Genomic DNA, 19,746 nt, shown 5'->3' on the forward strand with positions numbered 1-19,746 from the left:
GCCGCATGACCGACACCCCTGAATCGCTGCCGAAGCCCCTGATCGAGCTTCTCGACATAACCCACGCCTACCAGACCCAGGCCGGCCCGCTGCCGGTACTCGATCACCTGACCATCACCGCCGAGGCCGGCAGCTTCACCGCCGTCGTCGGCCCCTCGGGCTGCGGCAAGTCCACCCTGACCCGGCTGATCGCCGGGCTGATGTTCCCCGACCAGGGCGAGGTGCGCCTGCACGGCGAGAAGGTCACCAGCCCACGCAAGACCGTCGGCATGGCCTTCCAGAACCCGGTCCTGCTGGAATGGCGCTCGATCCTCGACAACGTGCTGTTACCGCTGGAGATCGTCGGCAGCGACCTGAGCAAGGCGCAGCGCCGAGACCGCGCGCGCGAGTTGCTGAAACTGGTCGGGCTGGAAGGCTTCGAAGACAAGCGCCCGTCGGAACTGTCCGGCGGGATGCGGCAGCGGGCCTCGCTCTGCCGGTCGATCGTGCACCGCCCCGAGGTGCTGATCCTGGACGAGCCCTTCGGCGCGCTGGACAATTTCACCCGCGAGGACCTCTGGCAGACCATGCACGAGTTGCGCCACGCCGAAAGCTTCACCTGCGTCCTGATCACCCACGATTTGCGCGAATCGCTGTTCCTTGGCGATCAGATCGTCGTGCTCTCGGGCCGACCGGCGAAGGTGCAATACGTCATGGACGTCCCCCTGGGCCGAGAGCGGGCGCTGGATGACCTCTATACGCCCGAGTCGGCGGAGAACCTGCACATCCTGCGCGACCAGATCCGGATCGCGCAGGGGCGAGCGGCGGCATGAGCGGGGCTTGCGTGGCGCGGGCTGAAGCGGGGGCCTCCGGCGGGGATATTTTTCGGAAAGTGGAAGGCGGGGGCGCGCGATGAGCGGCATGCGCAAGGCAATGGTGCCGCTGGCGGCGATCATCGTGTTCCTGCTTTTCTGGGAATGGCTGGTCTGGGTCAACGGCTGGCCGAACTACAAGATGGCGTCTCCGTCGGACCTGGGGCCCGCGTTCTGGAAGTTCCGCTGGCTGTTTCTGGAATACGGCTGGGACACGCTGTGGCGGACAGTCGTCGGCTTGTTGCTGGCCATTGTCGTGGGCGTCGCGCTTGGCGTGGTCATGGGTTTCTCGCGCACCATGCGCGAGGCACTTTACCCGCTGCTGGTGGGGTTCAACGCGATCCCCAAGGCGACCGTGGTTCCGGTGATCGCGCTGATGTTCGTGGGCATGCACGATTTCAACACGATCCTGATCGCCTTCATGATCTCGTTCTTTCCGATCGCGGTGTCGATCTCGATCGGCCTGTCGACGCTGGAGCCGGAGTACCGTGACATCCTGCGGGCGCTGGGCGCCAGCAAGATGCAGATCTTCTGGAAGATCGCCCTGCCCAAGACGCTGCCCGAGTTCTTCGGCGCACTGAAGGTCGCCGTCACGCTGGCCTTCATCGGCACCAACCTGATGGAGATCGTCGAGCCGCATGGCCGCGGCCTCGGCCACCTGTTCGACAGCGGCAAGATCAGCGCCGACTACCCGCTGATGTTCGCGGTTCTGATCGCCTTGGCGTTCCTTGGCATCGTCCTCTACTACATCGTCGTCCTGCTCGAGAAGATCTTCGCCGGCTGGGCGGAGCGCGCCGAGAGCTGAAGGCGGATGGACGAGCTGGCGCTGGACCGTCGGACCGGGCTGCCCGCGCATCTGCGCGTGCTGGCGGACCGCTACCCGCGCGAAATGTGGACGGGGCATCCGAACTTTTCGGGGATGACCAGCTTCTGGCTGGACCGTCACCTGATGTTCCGAGAGTTGCAGGCGCGGTTGGAGCAGGCCGCCGAAGGGTTCCTCGACGGCCAGATCGAGCCACGGGCCTTCGGCAGCGCTGTGCACCGGCTGGGCGGCATGTTCATCACCCAGCTGCACGGGCATCATCAGATCGAAGATGCGCATTACTTCCCGATGCTCGCCGCAAAGGAGCCGCGGTTGCTGGCCGCCTTCGATCTGCTGGACGCGGATCACCACGCCATCGACCCGATGCTGCACGACATGGCGGGCGACGCGAATGCGCTGCTGGCGGCGCTGTCCGAGGGGCGGCCGGCGGACGCGGCGGCGGGCGCGTTCCACGGCCGGGTGCGTGGCTTTGCGAGGCTTCTGGACCGGCACCTTACCGACGAGGAGGAGATCGTCGTACCGGTCATCCTGGAACACGGCGAACCCTGAGGCTTTCGCGCCTCCCGCTCCGCCGCTAGTCTGCCCGGCGGAGGACTTGCCGATGCGAACAGCCGCCCTTTTTCTGGCGCTTGCGGGGCCCGCACTTGCCGGGCCGCCCCCCCCCGTGACCGACGCGATGTATGTCGAGACGCCCGAGGCCGAGGTCGCGCTGGGCCGGCTGCTGTTCTGGGACCCGATCCTGTCGGGCAACCGGAACATCAGCTGCGGAACCTGCCACCATCCGCGCTTCGGCACCGGGGACGGCGTTTCGCTTGGGCTGGGCGAGGGCGGCGTCGGCCTTGGGCCGGATCGGGTGCCGGATGCGGACAACTTGCCCGAGCAGCGGATCCCGCGGAACGCGCCGGCGCTGTTCAACCTCGGTGCGCGGGAGTTCACCGTGCTGTTCCACGACGGGCGGATCGAGGCGGACCCGACGCGCGCCAGCGGGCTGCGCACACCGCTCGAGGACGACATGACACTGGGCTTTTCCGGCGTGCTCTCGGCGCAGACCATGTTCCCGGTCCTCAGCGGCGACGAAATGGCCGGGCATTACAGCGAGAACGAGATCTCCAGCGCCGTGCGGCTGGGCCGGATCACCGGCGAGGACGGCGCCTGGGATCTGATCTCGGCCCGCGTCGCGGCACTCCCCGAATACGCGGTACGCTTTGCCGAGGTCTACCCCGAGATCGCCGACGGGCGGGAGATCGCGTTCACCGACATCTCCAACGCCATCGCGGCCTTCGTCGCCTTCGAATGGCGCTCGGACGGCAGTGCCTTCGATGCCCATCTGCGCGGCAAGGCTCCACTACAGGGCGCGGCTGCCGAGGGCATGGACCTGTTCTACGGCAAGGCGGGCTGCGGCGATTGCCATTCAGGCGCCTTTCAGACTGACCACGATTTCCACGCGATGGCCGCGCCTCAGCTTGGCCCCGGCAAGGCGGCGCGGTTCGAGGATCACGCCCGCGACGTAGGGCGGATGCGGGTGACCGGCGATCCGGCGGATGCCTACGCGTTCCGCACGCCGTCGCTCAGGAATGTCACCGCGACCGGGCCCTGGGGGCATGCGGGGGCGCACTCGGACCTGCGGGCGTTCGTGGTGGACCACCTCGACCCCGCCCGGGCACTGGAGCGTTGGGAGCGGGCGGCGGCGATGCTGCCCGCGTTTGAGGCCGAGGACTGGCGCGTGGCGGACGATCAGGCGGAGCGCGCAGCCATCGCCGGGGCGGTCACGCGCCCGGCGGTTCATCTGAGCGACGCCGAGGTTGATGCGCTGATCGCCTTCCTGCATGCATTGGACGACGAACAGGCATTGCGCGGCCGCCTCGGAATACCCGATACCGTTCCCAGCGGGCTGCGCGTGGATCACTGACCCCGAACCGGGGCTTCCCGTCGGCAGACGGGTTCTAGGGCAAGGAAAGCAAGACATGTTCATAGGCATCGACCTTGGCACCTCCGGCGTGAAAGCCGCCTTGATAGACGTCAATCAATTGCCACTGGCCGAGGCGAACGCGCCGCTCACCGTCTCGCGCCCTCACCCGGGTTGGTCCGAGCAGGCCCCGGCGGACTGGGTCGATGCCGTCTCGCAGGCGCTGGACAAGCTGGCCGCCGCGCATCCGCTAGACGGCGTGCGCGGCATCGGCTTGTCGGGGCACATGCACGGCGCGACGCTGGTCGACGCCTCGGGCGAGGTGCTGCGCCCCTGCATCCTGTGGAACGACACCCGAAGCCATGTCGAGGCCGCCGAGATGGACGCTGATCCGGACTGGCGGCAGGTCTCAGGCAACATCGTCTTTCCGGGTTTCACCTCGCCCAAGCTGGAGTGGGTGAGGCGTAACGAGCCCGAGATCTTCGAGCGCACTGCCAAGGTGCTGCTGCCCAAGGATTACCTGCGCCTGTGGCTGACCGGCGAGGCGGTTGGCGAGATGTCCGACGCCGCCGGGACAAGCTGGCTGGATACCGGCGCTCGAGACTGGTCCGAGGCCCTGCTGGCCAAATCAGGCCTGTCGCGCGATCACATGCCCCGGCTGGTCGAGGGGTCCGAGGTTTCCGGCACGCTGCGCCCGGCCCTGGCCGAGCGTTGGGGCATGACCGGAGAGGTCGTCGTCGCGGGCGGCGGCGGCGACAACGCGGCCTCGGCCATCGGGGTGGGCGTGGTCCATGCCGGGCAGGCCTTCGTCAGCCTCGGAACCTCGGGCGTGCTGTTCGCCGCCTCGGACGCGTACAGCCCCGATCCGGCGACGGCCGTCCACACGTTCTGCCACGCGGTGCCGGGGACCTGGCACCAAATGGGCGTGATCCTCGCCGCGACCGACGCGCTGGAATGGTACGCGAAGCTCACCGGCGCGACAGCCGCCGACCTGACCGGCAGCCTGGGCGACCTGCAAGCCCCCGGCCGCGCGCTGTTCCTGCCCTATCTCGGTGGCGAGCGGACGCCGCACAACGACGCACAGGTGCGCGGCGCGATGATCGGGCTGGAGCATGCCGCAGACCGTCAGGCGCTGACCCGCGCCGTGCTGGAGGGCGTCACCTTCGCCTTGGCCGACTGCCACAAGGCGCTGGCTGCGACCGGCACCCGGATCGACCGGTTGATCGCTGTTGGCGGCGGAAGCCGCTCGGACTACTGGCTCGCCGCCATCGCGACCGCGATGGGCGTCCCGGTCGAAGTTCCGGCGGCAGGTGATTTCGGAGCGGCCTTTGGCGCGGCCCGGCTGGGCCTGATGGCGGCGACCGGCGCAGGTGCCGAGATCGCCACCCCGCCGCAGATCGCCCGCACCGTCGAACCGGTGCAGGCCCTCGCCCCCGCCTTCGCCGACGCGCACGAGCGCTATCGCGCGGCCTACACCGCGCTCAAGGACCTTTCCTGAACCACGACCGCTTGCATCGCCGCCGCCCCGCCACCAAGTTTTCCCGGAAACCACATGGAAGGAGCCGGGGCCATGTCTCACCCGCTCAACAGCGTGATCGACCGGTTCCTGGGGCGGATGGCCGCGAAAGGCGAGCTCAGCGACCTCGAGGGCGCGGGCAAGCCTCTGCCTGAGCGGGGCAACCCGCGGGACGCCGTGCTCAACCGTCTGATGACGGAATCGCGGGTGAAACCAGCGGCCGTTGCCGTGATGGAGCAGATCCGGGCCTCGCAGGCCCGGCTCAAGACCCTGAACGACCCGGCAGAGCGCAAGGCCGAGATGAAGGTGCTGGCCGATTTGCAGATGCGGCTGGCGATGGAGAAAGAGGCCTACCGCCGCTTCGGCTGAGCCCCGATCAGGACCGGCAGCGCCGCGACCGATCCTGCACCGATCCTTTCAAGCTCATCCTGCCCAGGGGCCGTGGTGCGCGCCTTCTGCGTCCAGCCGCTGGAAGCTGTGCAGGCCGAAGAAATCGCGCTGCCCCTGGATCATGTTCGCCGTGCCGCGCGCGGTGCGCATGGTGTCGAAATAGGCCAGCGCAGCGCCCAGCGCCGGGGCCGGGTTGCCCGACAGCGCGGCGGTCGAGACGACCTTGCGCAGCGCACCGTGGCTGTCCTTCAGCCGCTGCGCGAAGAAGGGCGCGAACATCAGGTTCTCGTCCGGGGTCTCGGTCAGTGCGGTGGCCATGTCGTCCAGCATCGACGAGCGGATGATGCAGCCCGCGCGCCAGACCCGCGCCACCTCGGGCAGCGGGATGTTCCAGCCGAACTGCTCGGACGCGGCCGACAGCAGGCCGAAACCCTGCGCATAGCAGGCGATCTTGCCCGCCAGCAGCGCCTGCTCCAGATCGTCCACGATATCCCCGTCGATCTTCTGCGGAGCGGCCCCGAATATCGCCTCGCCCTTCTTGCGCTCCTCCAGCCGCGACGACAGGTTGCGCGCGGCGACGGCGGCCTCGATCGCGGTTGCGGGCGCGGCCAGATGCAGCGCCTCGATCGCGGTCCAGCGGCCGGTGCCCTTCTGCCCCGCGCTGTCGAGGATCACGTCCAGAAGCGGCTTACCCGACGTGGCGTCGGTGGTGCCCGCGACCTTGCCCGAAATCTCGATCAGGTACGACGCCAGCGGCCCCTCGTTCCAGCGCTGGAACACCTCGGCAATCGCGGCTGCATCCATGCCCAGACCATCGCGCATGATGCCGTAGACCTCGGCGATCATCTCCATGTCGGCGTATTCGATGCCGTTGTGCACGGTCTTGACGAAATGGCCCGCGCCATCCTCGCCCATCCAGGTGGCGCACGGCGCGTCGCCGAACTTGGCCGAGATCGCTGTCAGGATGTGCGCAACCCGGTCCCAGCCGGATTTCGCACCGCCGCCCATGATCGACGGGCCATGGCGCGCGCCTTCCTCGCCACCCGAGACGCCGATGCCAAGGAAGGGCACGCCCTGTTCCTTCGCGTCTGCTGCGCGGCGGCGGGTGTCGTGGAAGTTGGCGTTGCCCGCATCGATCAGCAGGTCGTCGTCATTCAGCAGCGGGCGCAGCTGGGCCATCATCGCGTCGACCGCCTCGCCCGCCGGGACCATAAGTATGATCGCGCGGGGGCTGTCGATGGCGGCGACGAACTCTTCCAGCGTTTCGGTGCCGGTCAGCTTGGACGACAGGTCGCCCGCCCCCGCCACGAACTCCTTCGTGACCGAGGTGGTGCGGTTGTAGACGGCGATGTCGAACCCCTTCTCGGCAATGTTCGACGCCAGCGCGGCACCCATGGTGCCCAGCCCTACCAATCCGATCTCGGCCATGTCTTTCCTCTTGGTGTTGTCGCCCGGTCAGGCGAAGTCGATCTGTACCTTCATCGCCTGCGCACGGTCCGAGGCCAGCTCGAACGCCTCGCCGGCGCGGTCCAGCGGCAGGGTATGCGAAATCAGCGGCGCGGTGTCGAGCAGCCCGGAGCGCATCATCGCGACGGCGGTGGCAAACTCGGCATGAAAGCGGAACGAGCCCTTCAGCATCAGCTCCTTCGCGGTGATCTGCTGCATCGGCAGGGCCATGTCGCCGCCCATACCCAGCTGGACGATAACGCCCCGAGGCCGCATCGCGGAAATCCCGGCGGCCAGCGCGGGCGCGGCGCCCGAGCATTCGAACAGTACGTCGAAATGGCCCTTGTCGGCGGTGAACGGCTCCAGCGCGCCGGGCTCGTCTCTGGTATTCAGGGCCAGGTCCGCCCCGGCCTTGCGCCCGTACTCCAGCGCATTGTCCGACAGGTCCGTGACCACGATCTGCGCGGCACCCGCGCGGCGCGCGACAAGGATCATCAGCGCCCCGATCGGCCCGCAGCCGGTGACCAGCACCCGCTTGCCCAGCATGTCGCCCGCCTGTTTCGCCCCGTGCAGGCAGACCGAAAGCGGCTCGGCAGTGGCGGCCTGCCCAGCAGTCAGCCCGTCGGCCTTCACGCATTGTGCGGCATCGGCCACAAGGTGCTGGCGGAACGCGCCCTGGATATGCGGGAACGGCATTGCCGAGCCATAGAAGCGCATGTTCAGGCAGTGGTTCGGCAGACCCTCGGCACAGAACTTGCACACCCCGCAGGGCCGAGAGGGCGACACGGCGACCAGATCGCCGACCGCCAGACCGTCCACCCCGTCGCCCAGTGCCGCGATGTGGCCTGAGACCTCGTGACCCAGGATCATCGGCTCGCGCAGACGCACGGTGCCGAAACCGCCGTGGTTGTAGTAATGCAGGTCCGAGCCGCAGATGCCGCCGGTCGCCAGCGTGACCGAAACCTCGCCCGGTCCCGGCGCGGGCGCGTCCTGATCCTCGATCCTCAGATCCTTGGCGGCGTGGATGACGATGGCGCGCATGGGCTCTCCTGCAAATTCGGCGCGATCCTAGGGCGGCAGGGCGGGACAGGCAATGGCGCGCGGACGCCCGCTGCGCTATGGCTGGCCCGAACCGACCCGGAGAGCCGATGCGCCTGCTTGCCCTGCTGATCGCCCTGATGCCCCTGCCTGCCGCCGCCTTCGAGGCGCTGGAAGGCCAGCTGACCGCCACAGGTGCCTGCGAGGCTTTCCTGTCGAAGAACAAGGGCACCAATCCCGGCGATGTGCGGCTGGAGCCGGGGCAGGACTATGCTCTGCTGGGGCTTAACGCCAAGGGCGGCGATCATTACCAGGTACTGGTGCCGGATGCGCCGACTTCCGAGAAACGCTGGGTGCATGTGGAGTGCGGCACGCGCGAGGCCTCGGCCGCGCCCGCGGCCCCTGCGGCCCCGGACGAAGCGCGTACGCATGTGCTGGCGCTTAGCTGGCAGCCGGCCTTCTGCGAGTACCGCACCCGAGTGCCCGAGTGCGAGCGGCTGAACTCCGGCCGCCTTCCCGATGCTTCGGTGCGGCTGTCGGTCCACGGGCTCTGGCCCGAGGGCGAGTATTGCGGCGTCTCGCGCCGCGACCGCGCCACTGACGAGAATGGTCGCTGGCGCGACCTGCCGCGCCTCGCGATCACACGCGGCACCGCCGAGCGGCTGGTCCGCGCCATGCCGGGCGCCGAAAGCTACCTGCACCGCCACGAATGGATCAAGCACGGCACCTGCCACCGTGCGGCGGGAGGGGCCGAGGAATATTTCACCGATACGTTGCTGCTCTGGGACCAGCTTCAGGCTTCCGAGGTGGCGGATTTCCTCGAGCGCCGCTCGGGCGAATACGTCGAGACCGACGAGTTGCGCGATGTGTTCGACAGCGCCTTCGGGCGCGGCGCGGGCGACCGGGTGCAGGTGGACTGCGACCGCGACGGGGGCCGCACGCTGATCTCCGAGGTCAAGCTGCACACGCGCGGCCGGATCCACGAGGGCGCGGACCTCGGCGACCTGCTGCGCGACGCCCGCTCCGTTTCGCGCGGGTGCCGGGGCGGCGTGCTGGATCGTGCAGGCCTGCAATGAGCTTCGAGATCTTCCTGTCCGCCCCTCCGGGGCTGGAGAAAGCCCTGTGTGACGAGACCCGCGCGGCAGGCTTTCCCGATCCGCAGACCGTCCCCGGCGGAGTGACTTTCCAGGGCGGCTGGCCGGATGTCTGGCGCGCCAACCTGGAGCTGCGCGGCGCGGGCCGGGTCCTGGCCCGTTTCGCAGAGTTCATGGCCTTCCACCCTGCGCAACTGGACAAGCGCGCCCGCAAGGTGGCCTGGGCCCAAGTGCTGCGCCCCACCGTGCCCGTGCGCGTTGAAGTTACTACCCGCAAGTCCAAGATCTACCACGCGGGCGCGGCGCAAAGCCGGATCGAGACGGCCATCGCCGAGACCCTCGGTACCACCATCGCCGCCGATGCGCCCCTGACGGTCCGCGCGCGGATCGACGACAACCGGGTACAGCTGAGCATCGACACCTCTGGCGAGCCGTTGCACAAGCGCGGCCACAAGCAGGCGGTCGTGAAGGCTCCGATGCGCGAGACGCTGGCGGCCCTGTTCCTGCGCGAATGCGGCTACGACGGGGCCGAGCCGGTGCTCGACCCGATGTGCGGCTCGGGCACGTTCCCGATCGAGGCGGCAGAGATCGCGCTCGGCCTGAAGCCCGGCCGCGCTCGCGAGTTCGCCTTCCAGCAGCTTGCCAGCTTCGATCCGGACGCCTGGGCCGAGATGCGCGCCGAGACCACGCCGCGCCAGACCGGCCTGCGCTTTTACGGCTCGGACCGGGACGATGGCGCGATCCGTGCGGCGACGCAGAACGCCGAGCGGGCAGGCGTCGCCCATGTCACCGACTTCCAGCGCCGCCCGGTGGGCGAGATGGTGCGCCCCGAAGGCCCTGCCGGGCTGGTGATCGTCAACCCGCCCTACGGCGCGCGGATCGGCAACCGCAAACAGCTTTTCGGGCTCTACGGCTCGCTCGGGCAGGTGTTGATGGAACGCTTCAAGGGCTGGCGCGTCGGCATCGTCACAAGCGACGGCGGATTGGCCAAGGCGACCGGCCTGCCGTTCCTGCCGTCGGGGCCGCAAGTGGCGCACGGCGGTCTTAAGGTGACACTGCACCGCACCGATCCACTGTAACGCTTACCCATGTAGCAATGTTGACCTCAACGTGAACCGCCGCGCGGAATGCTTGAGCGGTCAATCGGTTGAAAACCGCCCGATCCTGCACAGCTATCACGCGTCAAAGGGCGCGCGTCCGCCGCGTCCGTTCCACAAGATGATCTAGGAAAGCGAAGGCCTGAATGACCGCTAACGACTATACTCCGCCGAAAGTCTGGTCCTGGGAAAAAGCCAATGGCGGCCAGTTCGCCGGCACCAACCGCCCCGTCTCGGGCGCGACCCACGACAAGGAACTGCCTGTCGGCGAGCATGCCTTGCAGCTCTATTCGCTGGCGACGCCGAACGGCCAGAAGGTCACGATCCTGCTGGAAGAGCTGCTGGCAGCGGGGCATGCCGATGCCGACTACGATGCCTGGCTGATAAAGATCGCCGACGGCGATCAGTTCGGCAGCGGCTTTGTCGAGATCAACCCGAATTCCAAGATCCCCGCGCTGGTGGATCGCAGCGGTGACGAGCCGATCCGGGTCTTCGAATCCGGCCATATCCTGCTCTACCTCGCCGAGAAGTTCGGAGCCTTCCTGCCGAAGGACCCAGCCCAGCGCACCGAGGCGATGAACTGGCTGTTCTGGCTGCAGGGTTCGGCCCCGTACCTGGGCGGCGGCTTCGGCCACTTCTACCATTATGCGCCGGTGCGGATCGAATATCCGATCGACCGGTTCTCGATGGAAGTGAAACGCCAGCTGGACGTGCTGGACAAGCTGCTTGCCGACCGCGACTACATCGCCGGGGACGAGTACTCGATCGCCGATATCGCGATCTTCCCCTGGTACGGCCGGCTGGTCCTGAACGAGGTCTACAACGCCGCCGAGTTCCTGTCGGTCCAGGACTACCCGAACCTGCGCCGGTGGGTCGACCGCGTCGCAGCCCGCCCCGCCGTCCAGCGCGGCCGGATGGTAAACCGCCCGTGGGGCGACGAGTCCGAGCAGGTGCCCGAGCGTCACAGCGCCGCCGATATCGACGCCAAGGTCATCAAGGCCGCCTGATCCGCCCATCCGCAAAAACGAACGGCCGCCCTTCCCCCGGGGCGGCCGTTCTGCATGGGCGGCCTGTGGCCGGCACCTCGTCACTCCGCCGCGCGGTTGACGCCCCCAGTACCGGTCAGCTCCGCCCAGGCATCGTATTGCGAGAGGAACACCCTGCCGTTCAGATGCTCCAGGAAGTGCGTGGACTTCAGCCGGTCCATCACCGGGCCCTTCACCTCTGACAGGTGCAGGCCGATCCCCTGCTCGGTCAGCCGCTCGTTGATCGCCTCGAGGCTTTCCAGCGCCGAGAAGTCGATCTCGTTGATGGCCGAGCACATCAGTACGACGTTGCGAATTTCGGGGCCCTCGGCCACACGTCGCACCAGCAGGTCCTCGAGGAACCGGGCGTTCACGAAATAGAGGCTCTCGTCCACGCGCAGGGTCACCAGCGAGGGATCGGTCTTCACCTTGTGCCGATTGATATTGCGGAAATGCTGGCTGCCGGGGACCAGCCCGACCTCGGCCACATGCGGCTTTGAGGTCTTCAGCAGGTGCAGGATGATCGAGGCCAGCACGCCCGCCGACACGCCTATCTCGACCCCGAAGGCCAGCGTCAGCGCGATGGTCGCGGCGACGGCGGTGAAATCGGCCTTCGAATAGCCCCAGGTCTTCTTGAGGATCGACAGATCGACCAGGCTCAGCACGGCGACGATGATCGTCGCGGCCAGCGTGGCGTTCGGCAGGTAGTAGACCAGCGGCGTCAGCGCGACGGCGGCGATCGCCAGGCCCACCGCGGTGAACGCACCTGCCGCCGGGGTCTCGGCGCCCGCGTCGAAGTTCACCACCGAGCGCGCGAAGCCCCCGGTGACCGGGTAGCCGCCGGTGAACGCCGCACCGATGTTGGCGGCACCGAGGCCGATCAGTTCCTGGTCCGGATCGATCCGCTGGCGGCGCTTGGCGGCCAGTGTCTGCGCGACCGAGATCGACTCGACGAAGCCGATGATCGAGATCAGTAGCGCGGGCAGCAGGAGCTGCTGCACAAGCTCCGGCGCGAAACTCGGCAGGGTGAAGGGCGGCAGACTTTGCGGGACGCTGCCGACGATCTTTACCCCCTGCCCGTCCAGCCCGAAGGCCCAGACAGCAGCGGTGCTTGCGGCGACGGCGGCCACCGGCCCGGCCTTGGCGATCACGTCGGCAAGACGCGGCGAGAGACCCATGCGCGACAGCGCCGGCTTGAGGTTCTTGCGAACCCAGAACAGGAAGCCGGTCGCCAGCACGCCGATCAGCAGCGTGATCGGGTTCAGCTGCCCGATGTGCGCAATCAGCGAGCGCACCAGCTCGATCAGCGTGTGCCCCTCGGCCGAGATGCCCAGGATATGCTTCAGCTGGCTGGCGGCGATCAGAATCCCCGAGGCCGAGATGAACCCCGCGATCACCGGATGGCTGAGGAAGTTCGCAAGGAACCCCAGCCGGAACAGACCCATGACCAGCAACATCGCGCCCGACAGCCCCGCCAGCGTCAGCGCGGCGACGGCGTACCCGGCCGTGCCCTGCTCGGCCACCTGTCCGATCGCGGCGGCAGTCATCAGCGAGACCACCGCTACCGGCCCGACCGCCAGTGCGCGGCTGGTGCCGAACACCGCGTAGAGCATGATCGGCACGATCGAGGCATATATCCCCGCCTCGGGCGGCAGACCGGCCAGCAGCGCATAGGCCAGCGACTGCGGGATCAGCATGATCGTCACGATCACGGCGGCCAGCAGGTCATTGGACAGCGCGCCGCGGTTGTAGCTGCGGCCCCAGTCGAGAATCGGCAGATAGCGGGTCATGGGTTACGTCCTGAAACGTGCCGGGCGGAAGTATCCGCCCGGCCTGATTGTTACTCTGCGGCCTTCGGCGCGACCGAGATCTTCTCGGGTTTGGCCAGCCATTCATGGCCGCGCAGCATGCCCTTCCAGTAGATCGGCGGCAGCATCTTCTCTTTCAGCAGCCAGGCGGCACGGGTCGGCTTGGTGCCGTCCACCATCCATGCCGGGAAACTGGGCTTGAGAACCCCGCCATAACCGAACTCGGCCAGGACGATCTTGCCGCGCTCGACGGTCAGCGGGCAGGAGCCGTAGCCGTCGTACTGCGCCACCGGATTGCGGCCTTCGATGTCGGCAACCATGTTCTCGGCCACCACCGGCGCCTGCTTGCGGGCCGCCGCCGCGGTCTTGGCGTTGGGGGCGTTCATCACGTCGCCCAGGCTCCAGACGTTGTCATAGGTGGCATGGCGCAGCGTCGCCTGGTCCACGTCGACCCACCCGGCCTTGTCCGCCAGCGGCGAGACGCGGATGAAGTCCGGCGCTGTCTGCGGCGGGCAGACATGGATCATGTCGAACTCGACCTCGACCCGACGCGGCTCCGTCTCGGGCTCCTTCACCTCGAAGGTGGCCTTGCGGGCCGGACCGTCGATGGCGACGAGGTTGTGGAAGAAGTTAAGCTTCGCGTCGTACTTCTGCACATAGTCCATCAGCGCCGGGACATAGTCCTTAACGCCGAACAGCACACCGCCAGCGTTCATGAACTGGATGTCGATATTCTTCAGCACGCCCTTGCGGTGCCAGGCGTCGCCCGACAGGTACATCGCCTTCTGCGGCGCGCCCGCGCATTTGATCGGCATCGGCGGCTGCGTGAATATCGCCGTCCCCGAAACGAGGTTCTGCACCAGTTTCCAGGTATAGGGCGCCAGATCGTAGCGGTAATTCGAGGTCACGCCGTTGCGGCCGAGCGTCTCTTCCAGACCCTCGACGGCCTCCCAATCCAGTTTCAGACCGGGGCAGACCACCAGCCGGTCGTATTTCACGACCCGGCAGCCATCCAGCACCACGGCGTTGTCCTTGGGCTCGAAGGCAGCGACCGCTGCCTTGATCCAGTGCACGCCGCGCGGGATCAGACTGCCCATGGTTCTGGCGGTGTCCTGCGGATCGAAGACGCCGCCGCCCACCATGGTCCAGCCGGGCTGGTAATAGTGGATGTCGGCGGGATCGATCACGGCGATCTCCAGCCTCGGCTTGCGAGCTTTCAGGCTTGCCGCCACCGAGATGCCGCCGGCGCCGCCGCCGACGATCACCACGTCGAATTTCGCATCGCCGGTGTCCGTTGGCGTCTTGCCGCCGTTGGCGATCCGCCGCGCGACGCCGTTCATGTCATAGCCCGCAGCCGCCGTCGCTCCGAGGATTTCGGGCAACGGACGGTCGGAAGCCTCGGACAGTGACCAGAGCGTCGCCGAACGGGTGCCCGTGCGGCAATAGGCCAGCACCGGACCGGGAAGCTGGTCGAGCGCCTTGCCGAACTCGGCGGCGGTCTCGTCCGTGACCACGCCCGGGGTGACGGGCAGATAGCGGAACTCCAGCCCCGCGTCGGCGGCGGCCGTTGCGACCTCCTCGTGGCTGGGCTGGTCTGCACCCTCGCCATCGGGGCGGTTGCAGATCACCGCGCGGAACCCCGCTTCGCGAAGTTCCGTCAACTCGGCCGGGGAGATCTGGGGCGACACCGAAAGCCGGTCGTCGATCCTGCGAATGTCCATTTGCATTCCCTCACAAGTGTTGGGCCGCGGCAGGGGATCCGCCGCGGCCGTTCGCCCTCAGAGCGTGTTGACCGGCACCTTCAGGAACGTGCGACCGTCCTTGTCCTTGGGCGGCAGCTCACCCGCGCGCATGTTCACCTGCAGCGAGGGAATGATGAGCTTGGGCATGTCCAGCTGGGCATCCCGCTCGGTCCGGAACTTGACGAATTCTTCCTTCGTCTTGCCCGCGCCCACGTGGATGTTGTTGGCCTTCTCCTCGGCCACGGTAGTCTCCCACTGGATCTCGCGGCCGCCGGGGGCGTAGTCGTGGCACATGAAAAGCCGCGTCTCGTCCGGCAGCGCCAGCACCTTCTGAATGCTGTCATAGAGCGTGGCCGCGTCGCCGCCCGGGAAGTCCGCGCGGGCCGAGCCGCCGTCCGGCATGAACAGCGTGTCACCGACGAAGGCCGCATCGCCCATGACATGCGTCATGCAGGCGGGAGTGTGGCCCGGCGTGTGGATCGCGAAGGCGGTCATGCCGCCGATCCGGTAGGTGTCGCCATCGTCGAACAGCCGGTCGAACTGGCTGCCGTCGCGCTGAAACTCGGTGCCTTCGTTGAAGATCTTTCCGAACGTGTCCTGCACGACGGTGATGTTGCGGCCGATGCCCAGCTTGCCGCCCACCTTTTCCTGGATGTACGGCGCGGCCGACAGGTGGTCGGCGTGGACATGTGTCTCGATCAGCCACTCCACCTTCAGATGGTTGTTTTTCACGTAGGCGATGATCTCGTCCGCGTGCTCGTAGCTGATGCGCCCGGCGGCGTAGTCGATGTCCATCACCGAATCGACGATCGCGCAGGCGTTCGAGCCTGGATCCTTCACGACATAGCTGATGGTGTTGGTCGCCGGATCGAAGAAGCCGGTGACCTCGGGTTTGACTTCGGTGTTCACGTCATAAGGCATGGCAAATCCTCCTTGTCCCGCGGCGCTTACTTGGCGCTGCAGGTCTTGATGCCGATGATCGAGTAGAGCGGGCAGTTGCCGATCAGCGCGGTGACGGTAAAGACCGCCGCCACGGCAAGAGCCAGCCAATGCAGGATGCCCGCGGCGGCGATGCCGGAGCCGAAGGCGGCAACGACCAGAAGAGCCGCCACGATCAGGCGGATCACGCGGTCCAGTTTACCCATGTTCGTCGTCATCTTTTCCTCCTCGGGAATCAGCGATGACGGTCTTTTCTCACATGGGGTCCGGAACCGACGGTGACTTGGTCACCTAACCGGAAATCACCTCTCTCCGGCCGAGCGTGCCAGCCGTTCCAGTCCGGTGCGACCGACCAGACGGATCTCGCCCCGGGCCTGTTCGACCCAGCCGCGGCGGTGGAATTCCGCGAGCGTGCGCGAGATCACCTCGCGCGCGGTGCCCAGCTCGGTGCTCAGGAACTGGTGGGTGGCGTGCACCACGTCGTCCTTGTCGGCAAGCTCCAGCAGGCGCGCGGCCAGGCGCACGTCCATGCGCTGGAAGACGATATCGTCGATCAGCGTGAAAAGATCGGTGATCCGGCGCGAATAGGCCTTGAAGATGAACTGCCGGAACTCAGCGGACTTGCCGGCCATCGCGTCGAAGGTGGCGCGCGGGATCGCCACGGCGCGCACGTCGGTCTCGGCGACGCCGTCGGCCGAGTAATCCTCGAACGCCAGCATGCAGGCGGTGGTCAGCACGCAGCTTTCCCCCGCGTGCACCCGGTAGAGAAACACCTCGCGCCCGGTGTCGGACTGCTGCTGCACGCGCACGGTGCCCTCGAGCAGCAGCAGCAGATTGTCTGCAGACTGGCCCGGCGCGAAAACCTGGGTGCCGGCGGGCACCTCGACGATCTGGCTGCCGTCGATCAGCTCCCGCCGCAGGTCGGGAGGCAGCTTGGACAGGCCCTGGAAGCGGTCGATCCAGCTCTCGGAGGTCGTGGTGCTCATCGGTAGTCCCCGCAACGACAATAACCGGGGGCGATCCTAGACCGCCCCCGGCAACTCATAAAGTCCCCGCGGTCAGGCGCGGCGGCTTGGATCGTCCGCCTCGTCGCCCCGCTCGATCATCTCGCGATCGCGCTGCATTTCCAGCCACATGGCGTTGACCACGGCGAACATCGCGGCCAGGGGCAGTCCCAGGATCCAGGCGAAATACCACATCTGTCAGATCCTCCTTCAGTAAAGCGTGCCGCTGTTGGCGGTGACGTCGTCCTCGGTGACCTTGCCCCACAGCACCTTGTAGACCCAGGCGGTGTAAAGCAGGATCAGCGGCAGGAAGATCACCGTCGCGACCAGCATGACGAACAGCGTCTGGTGCGAGGACGAACTATCCCAAACCGTCAGCGAGCTGACAGGGTCGACGTTCGACGGCAGGATGAACGGGAACATGGTCAGCCCCACAGACGAGATCGCGCCGAAGATCCCCAGCTGCGACCACAGCAAGGTCGAGACTTCGCCCCCCTCGCGCAGCCCGCGCACCGCCATGCCCATCCCCAGGAATCCCAACACCGGGGCGATGGCGATCCATGGCCGCTCGGCATAGGCGGCCAGCCAGGTCCCACCGCGCACCACCTCGTGGTAGAGCGGGTTCGACGGCCCGTCGGGGGTCACGTCGCCGACCAGCGTGTAGCCGTCGATCCCGACCGCAAGCCAAAGCCCGGCCAGAGCATAGCCCGTCATGGTCACGAGCCCGGTCCGCGTGCCGATCGCCCGCGCCCGCTCGGCGATGACGCCCTCGGTCTTCAGCGACAGCCAGGCCGCGCCATGGGTGACCAGCATCGCGAGTGAGACCAGCCCAGTCAGCAGCGCGAAGGGCCGCAGCAGGCCGAGGAACTTGCCGTAGAACGAGCCCTCGTAGATCGAGAACAGGTCCGGGGTCAGCCGGAACGGCACACCTAGCAGCACGTTGCCGACCGCGACGCCGAAGATAAGCGCCGGCACCGCGCCGCCGACGAATAGCGCCCAGTCCCAGTTCCGCCGCCAGCGTTCACCCTCGCGTTTCGACCGGTACTTGAAGCCTACGGGCCGCAGGATCAGCGCTGCGAGGATGGCGAACATCGCCAGGTAGAACCCCGAGAAGCTGACCGCGTAGAGCGGAGGCCAGGCGGCGAAGATCGCGCCGCCTCCGAGGATGAACCAGACCTGGTTTCCCTCCCACACGGGGCCGACGGTGTTGATGACCACCCGTCGCTCGACATCCGTCCTTGCGACGAAGGGCAGCAGCGCGCCGACACCCATGTCGAACCCGTCAGTCATCGCGAACCCGATCAGCAGCACGCCCAGCAGGGTCCACCAGATCACGCGAAGCACGTCATAGTCGATGAATTCGTAAAGGATCATGATCTCACTCCGCCGGGGTGTATTCGGCTTCGGGCATGCCGCGCCGGGCGGTCAGCCGCTGCTCGTGGCGCTGCATCCAGGTCTCGGTCGCGTCCACGTCCTCGGACGGACCCTTGCGGATGTACTTCAGCATCAGCGCCATCTCGATGACGAAGAGCACGGTGTAGAAGGCGACGAAGCCCGCCAACGTCAGCAGCAGGTCCCCCACGCTGAGGTGACTGACCGACATCGCCGTTGGCAGCACGCCGTCCACGGTCCACGGCTGGCGGCCGTACTCGGCCACGAACCAGCCCATCTCGGCGGCGATCCAGGGCGCGGGGATGATGACCACAGCCAGCCGCAGCGCCCAGCGCGGGTACTCGCCCCGCCGGAAGCTCGACAGCCAGAAGAAATAGGCCATCACCGCGATGAACAGGAACCCGAGCCCGACCATGATCCGGAACGACCAGAACAGCGGCCAGACCGTCGGCACCGTATCCCATGCGGCCTGAACGATCTGCTCGTCCGAGGCGTCGCGCGGATCGTCGAGATAGCGCTTCAGCAGAAAGGCGTAGCCCAGGTCGCCGCCATGCGCCTCGAAGGTTTGGCGCACCTCCAGCGGGGTCTCGTCCCGCTGCTCGCGGATGGTCATCAGCGCGTCATAGGCGATGATCCCCGAGCGGATGCGATCTTCGGCCTCGGCCTCCAGATCGTTGATCCCGGGAATTTCCGTGGTCAGCGAGCGGGTACCGATCAACCCCATGACATAGGGAACGTGGATCGCGTAATGCGTCTCGCGCGCCTCGGTGTCGGGAAAGCCGAAGGCGGTGAACGAGGCCGGGGCCGGCTCGGTCTCCCACATGCCCTCGATGGCGGCCAGCTTCATCTTCTGGCTGTGGGTCGCAGAGTAGCCCGACTCGTCGCCCAGAACCACGACCGACAGCGCCGAGGCGAGACCGAAGGACGCAGCCACGGCGATGGACCGCCTCGCCAGTTCCACGTGACGGCCCTTCAGCATGTACCAGGACGAGACGCCCAGCACGAACACCGCCGCCGTGACATACCCGGCGGATACCGTGTGCACGAACTTGGCCTGCGCCACCTCGTTGAACATGACCTCGTAGAAACTGGTCATCTCCATCCGCATGGTGTCGGGGTTGAACGCGGCCCCCACCGGGTTCTGCATCCAGCCGTTGGCGATCAGGATCCACAGCGCCGAGAAGTTCGAGCCGATGGCGACCAGCCAGGCCACCACCATGTGCTGTACCTTGGAGAGCCTGTCCCAGCCGAAGAAGAACAGGCCGACGAAGGTGGCTTCGAGGAAGAAGGCCATCAGGCCCTCGATCGCCAGCGGCGCGCCGAACACGTCGCCGACATAGTGGCTGTAGTAGGACCAGTTCATGCCGAACTGGAATTCCATCGTGATGCCCGTGGCCACGCCCAGCACGAAGTTGATGCCGAAGAGCGTGCCCCAGAACTTGGTCATCTGCCGCCAGATCGGGCGGCCGGTCATGACGTAAACGGTCTCCATGATGGCCACGACGACGGACAGCCCCAGCGTCAATGGCACGAAAAGGAAATGATACATCGCTGTCATCGCAAATTGCAGGCGAGACAGTTCGACGACGTCGAGCTCCATCCGAAATCTCCTGGTTCAATGCGCAAGCCGATCCCCCGCCGACTCGCGCGCGATTTCACGGTAGCACCCATGGCG

Annotated in this window: 19 protein-coding genes; 9 read left to right on the top strand and 10 right to left on the bottom strand. The window is 67.1% G+C overall.

The window, feature by feature from the left end:
* Positions 1 to 5: 5 nt before the first annotated feature.
* From ACW9UR_RS10975 to ACW9UR_RS11000, 6 genes are all read left to right on the top strand, one after another.
* The gene (locus tag ACW9UR_RS10975) at positions 6 to 812 is read left to right on the top strand and encodes an ABC transporter ATP-binding protein (protein ID WP_458917003.1); all 807 of its coding nucleotides are present in this window, start codon (positions 6 to 8) and stop codon (positions 810 to 812) included.
* 79 nt (positions 813 to 891) lie between these two features.
* Positions 892 to 1,656 carry an ABC transporter permease gene (locus ACW9UR_RS10980; RefSeq protein ID WP_458917004.1) on the top strand — a complete coding sequence of 255 codons (765 nt, stop codon included), beginning with the start codon at positions 892 to 894 and terminating at the stop codon, positions 1,654 to 1,656.
* A gap of 6 nt (positions 1,657 to 1,662) precedes the next feature.
* On the top strand, positions 1,663 to 2,223 hold the full coding sequence (locus ACW9UR_RS10985) for a hemerythrin domain-containing protein (protein WP_458917005.1): 561 nt from the start codon (positions 1,663 to 1,665) through the stop codon (positions 2,221 to 2,223).
* A gap of 52 nt (positions 2,224 to 2,275) precedes the next feature.
* Positions 2,276 to 3,583, top strand: coding sequence for a cytochrome-c peroxidase (locus ACW9UR_RS10990; RefSeq protein ID WP_458917006.1), 1,308 nt, complete (start codon positions 2,276 to 2,278; stop codon positions 3,581 to 3,583).
* A 55-nt stretch (positions 3,584 to 3,638) separates the two neighbouring features.
* Entirely contained in the window at positions 3,639 to 5,078 is a 1,440-nt protein-coding gene (gene xylB / locus ACW9UR_RS10995) for a xylulokinase (protein WP_458917007.1), read from the top strand.
* A 72-nt stretch (positions 5,079 to 5,150) separates the two neighbouring features.
* Positions 5,151 to 5,465, top strand: coding sequence for a DnaJ family domain-containing protein (locus tag ACW9UR_RS11000; RefSeq protein WP_458917008.1), 315 nt, complete (start codon positions 5,151 to 5,153; stop codon positions 5,463 to 5,465).
* A gap of 54 nt (positions 5,466 to 5,519) precedes the next feature.
* Here ACW9UR_RS11000 and gndA read toward each other — a convergent pair whose 3' ends face one another.
* Both gndA and ACW9UR_RS11010 read right to left on the bottom strand, forming a co-directional pair.
* Positions 5,520 to 6,914, bottom strand: coding sequence for an NADP-dependent phosphogluconate dehydrogenase (gene gndA, locus ACW9UR_RS11005; RefSeq protein ID WP_458917009.1), 1,395 nt, complete (start codon positions 6,912 to 6,914; stop codon positions 5,520 to 5,522).
* 27 nt (positions 6,915 to 6,941) lie between these two features.
* Positions 6,942 to 7,973 (bottom strand): L-idonate 5-dehydrogenase, encoded by a 1,032-nt coding sequence (locus tag ACW9UR_RS11010; protein WP_458917010.1) that lies wholly within the window; start codon positions 7,971 to 7,973, stop codon positions 6,942 to 6,944.
* A gap of 107 nt (positions 7,974 to 8,080) precedes the next feature.
* Between ACW9UR_RS11010 and ACW9UR_RS11015 the strand changes: the two genes are divergently transcribed.
* The 3 genes from ACW9UR_RS11015 to yghU all read left to right on the top strand — a co-directional run bounded on the left by ACW9UR_RS11015 (position 8,081) and on the right by yghU (position 11,168).
* Positions 8,081 to 9,046 carry a ribonuclease T2 family protein gene (locus ACW9UR_RS11015; RefSeq protein ID WP_458917011.1) on the top strand — a complete coding sequence of 322 codons (966 nt, stop codon included), beginning with the start codon at positions 8,081 to 8,083 and terminating at the stop codon, positions 9,044 to 9,046.
* Entirely contained in the window at positions 9,043 to 10,143 is a 1,101-nt protein-coding gene (locus ACW9UR_RS11020) for a THUMP domain-containing class I SAM-dependent RNA methyltransferase (RefSeq protein WP_458917012.1), read from the top strand. The genes ACW9UR_RS11015 and ACW9UR_RS11020 overlap by 4 nt, the downstream gene beginning before the upstream one ends.
* 164 nt (positions 10,144 to 10,307) lie before the next feature.
* The gene (gene yghU, locus ACW9UR_RS11025) at positions 10,308 to 11,168 is read left to right on the top strand and encodes a glutathione-dependent disulfide-bond oxidoreductase (RefSeq protein ID WP_458917013.1); all 861 of its coding nucleotides are present in this window, start codon (positions 10,308 to 10,310) and stop codon (positions 11,166 to 11,168) included.
* 80 nt (positions 11,169 to 11,248) lie between these two features.
* Here yghU and ACW9UR_RS11030 read toward each other — a convergent pair whose 3' ends face one another.
* From ACW9UR_RS11030 to ACW9UR_RS11065, 8 genes are all read right to left on the bottom strand, one after another.
* Positions 11,249 to 12,976 carry a SulP family inorganic anion transporter gene (locus ACW9UR_RS11030; protein ID WP_458917014.1) on the bottom strand — a complete coding sequence of 576 codons (1,728 nt, stop codon included), beginning with the start codon at positions 12,974 to 12,976 and terminating at the stop codon, positions 11,249 to 11,251.
* Between the two features lie 50 nt (positions 12,977 to 13,026).
* Positions 13,027 to 14,715 (bottom strand): bifunctional protein tyrosine phosphatase family protein/NAD(P)/FAD-dependent oxidoreductase, encoded by a 1,689-nt coding sequence (locus tag ACW9UR_RS11035; protein ID WP_458917015.1) that lies wholly within the window; start codon positions 14,713 to 14,715, stop codon positions 13,027 to 13,029.
* Positions 14,716 to 14,772: 57 nt separating this feature from the next.
* Positions 14,773 to 15,657: an MBL fold metallo-hydrolase gene (locus tag ACW9UR_RS11040; RefSeq protein ID WP_458917016.1), complete on the bottom strand. Its 885-nt coding sequence runs from the start codon at positions 15,655 to 15,657 to the stop codon at positions 14,773 to 14,775.
* A gap of 26 nt (positions 15,658 to 15,683) precedes the next feature.
* The gene (locus ACW9UR_RS11045) at positions 15,684 to 15,893 is read right to left on the bottom strand and encodes a YgaP family membrane protein (protein ID WP_458917017.1); all 210 of its coding nucleotides are present in this window, start codon (positions 15,891 to 15,893) and stop codon (positions 15,684 to 15,686) included.
* Positions 15,894 to 15,977: 84 nt separating this feature from the next.
* Positions 15,978 to 16,661, bottom strand: a complete 684-nt coding sequence (locus ACW9UR_RS11050) for a Crp/Fnr family transcriptional regulator (protein ID WP_458917018.1) — start codon at positions 16,659 to 16,661, stop codon at positions 15,978 to 15,980.
* Between the two features lie 72 nt (positions 16,662 to 16,733).
* Positions 16,734 to 16,874, bottom strand: a complete 141-nt coding sequence (gene cydX, locus ACW9UR_RS11055; protein WP_458917019.1) for a cytochrome bd-I oxidase subunit CydX — start codon at positions 16,872 to 16,874, stop codon at positions 16,734 to 16,736.
* Positions 16,875 to 16,889: 15 nt separating this feature from the next.
* The gene (gene cydB, locus ACW9UR_RS11060) at positions 16,890 to 18,053 is read right to left on the bottom strand and encodes a cytochrome d ubiquinol oxidase subunit II (protein WP_458917020.1); all 1,164 of its coding nucleotides are present in this window, start codon (positions 18,051 to 18,053) and stop codon (positions 16,890 to 16,892) included.
* A 4-nt stretch (positions 18,054 to 18,057) separates the two neighbouring features.
* Positions 18,058 to 19,671 carry a cytochrome ubiquinol oxidase subunit I gene (locus tag ACW9UR_RS11065; protein WP_458917021.1) on the bottom strand — a complete coding sequence of 538 codons (1,614 nt, stop codon included), beginning with the start codon at positions 19,669 to 19,671 and terminating at the stop codon, positions 18,058 to 18,060.
* Between the last annotated feature and the right edge of the window lie 75 nt (positions 19,672 to 19,746).

The sequence above is a fragment of the Halovulum sp. GXIMD14794 genome (genome assembly GCF_054457455.1).

Bases quoted from the DNA above. Each gene is read 5' to 3' on its own strand.
- ACW9UR_RS10975 (WP_458917003.1), top strand. From the start codon at position 6: ATGACCGACACCCCTGAATCGCTGCCGAAGCCCCTGATCGAGCTTCTC.
- ACW9UR_RS10980 (WP_458917004.1), top strand. From the start codon at position 892: ATGAGCGGCATGCGCAAGGCAATGGTGCCGCTGGCGGCGATCATCGTG.
- ACW9UR_RS10985 (WP_458917005.1), top strand. From the start codon at position 1,663: ATGGACGAGCTGGCGCTGGACCGTCGGACCGGGCTGCCCGCGCATCTG.
- ACW9UR_RS10990 (WP_458917006.1), top strand. From the start codon at position 2,276: ATGCGAACAGCCGCCCTTTTTCTGGCGCTTGCGGGGCCCGCACTTGCC.
- xylB (WP_458917007.1), top strand. From the start codon at position 3,639: ATGTTCATAGGCATCGACCTTGGCACCTCCGGCGTGAAAGCCGCCTTG.
- ACW9UR_RS11000 (WP_458917008.1), top strand. From the start codon at position 5,151: ATGTCTCACCCGCTCAACAGCGTGATCGACCGGTTCCTGGGGCGGATG.
- gndA (WP_458917009.1), bottom strand. From the start codon at position 6,914: ATGGCCGAGATCGGATTGGTAGGGCTGGGCACCATGGGTGCCGCGCTG.
- ACW9UR_RS11010 (WP_458917010.1), bottom strand. From the start codon at position 7,973: ATGCGCGCCATCGTCATCCACGCCGCCAAGGATCTGAGGATCGAGGAT.
- ACW9UR_RS11015 (WP_458917011.1), top strand. From the start codon at position 8,081: ATGCGCCTGCTTGCCCTGCTGATCGCCCTGATGCCCCTGCCTGCCGCC.
- ACW9UR_RS11020 (WP_458917012.1), top strand. From the start codon at position 9,043: ATGAGCTTCGAGATCTTCCTGTCCGCCCCTCCGGGGCTGGAGAAAGCC.
- yghU (WP_458917013.1), top strand. From the start codon at position 10,308: ATGACCGCTAACGACTATACTCCGCCGAAAGTCTGGTCCTGGGAAAAA.
- ACW9UR_RS11030 (WP_458917014.1), bottom strand. From the start codon at position 12,976: ATGACCCGCTATCTGCCGATTCTCGACTGGGGCCGCAGCTACAACCGC.
- ACW9UR_RS11035 (WP_458917015.1), bottom strand. From the start codon at position 14,715: ATGGACATTCGCAGGATCGACGACCGGCTTTCGGTGTCGCCCCAGATC.
- ACW9UR_RS11040 (WP_458917016.1), bottom strand. From the start codon at position 15,657: ATGCCTTATGACGTGAACACCGAAGTCAAACCCGAGGTCACCGGCTTC.
- ACW9UR_RS11045 (WP_458917017.1), bottom strand. From the start codon at position 15,893: ATGACGACGAACATGGGTAAACTGGACCGCGTGATCCGCCTGATCGTG.
- ACW9UR_RS11050 (WP_458917018.1), bottom strand. From the start codon at position 16,661: ATGAGCACCACGACCTCCGAGAGCTGGATCGACCGCTTCCAGGGCCTG.
- cydX (WP_458917019.1), bottom strand. From the start codon at position 16,874: ATGTGGTATTTCGCCTGGATCCTGGGACTGCCCCTGGCCGCGATGTTC.
- cydB (WP_458917020.1), bottom strand. From the start codon at position 18,053: ATGATCCTTTACGAATTCATCGACTATGACGTGCTTCGCGTGATCTGG.
- ACW9UR_RS11065 (WP_458917021.1), bottom strand. From the start codon at position 19,671: ATGGAGCTCGACGTCGTCGAACTGTCTCGCCTGCAATTTGCGATGACA.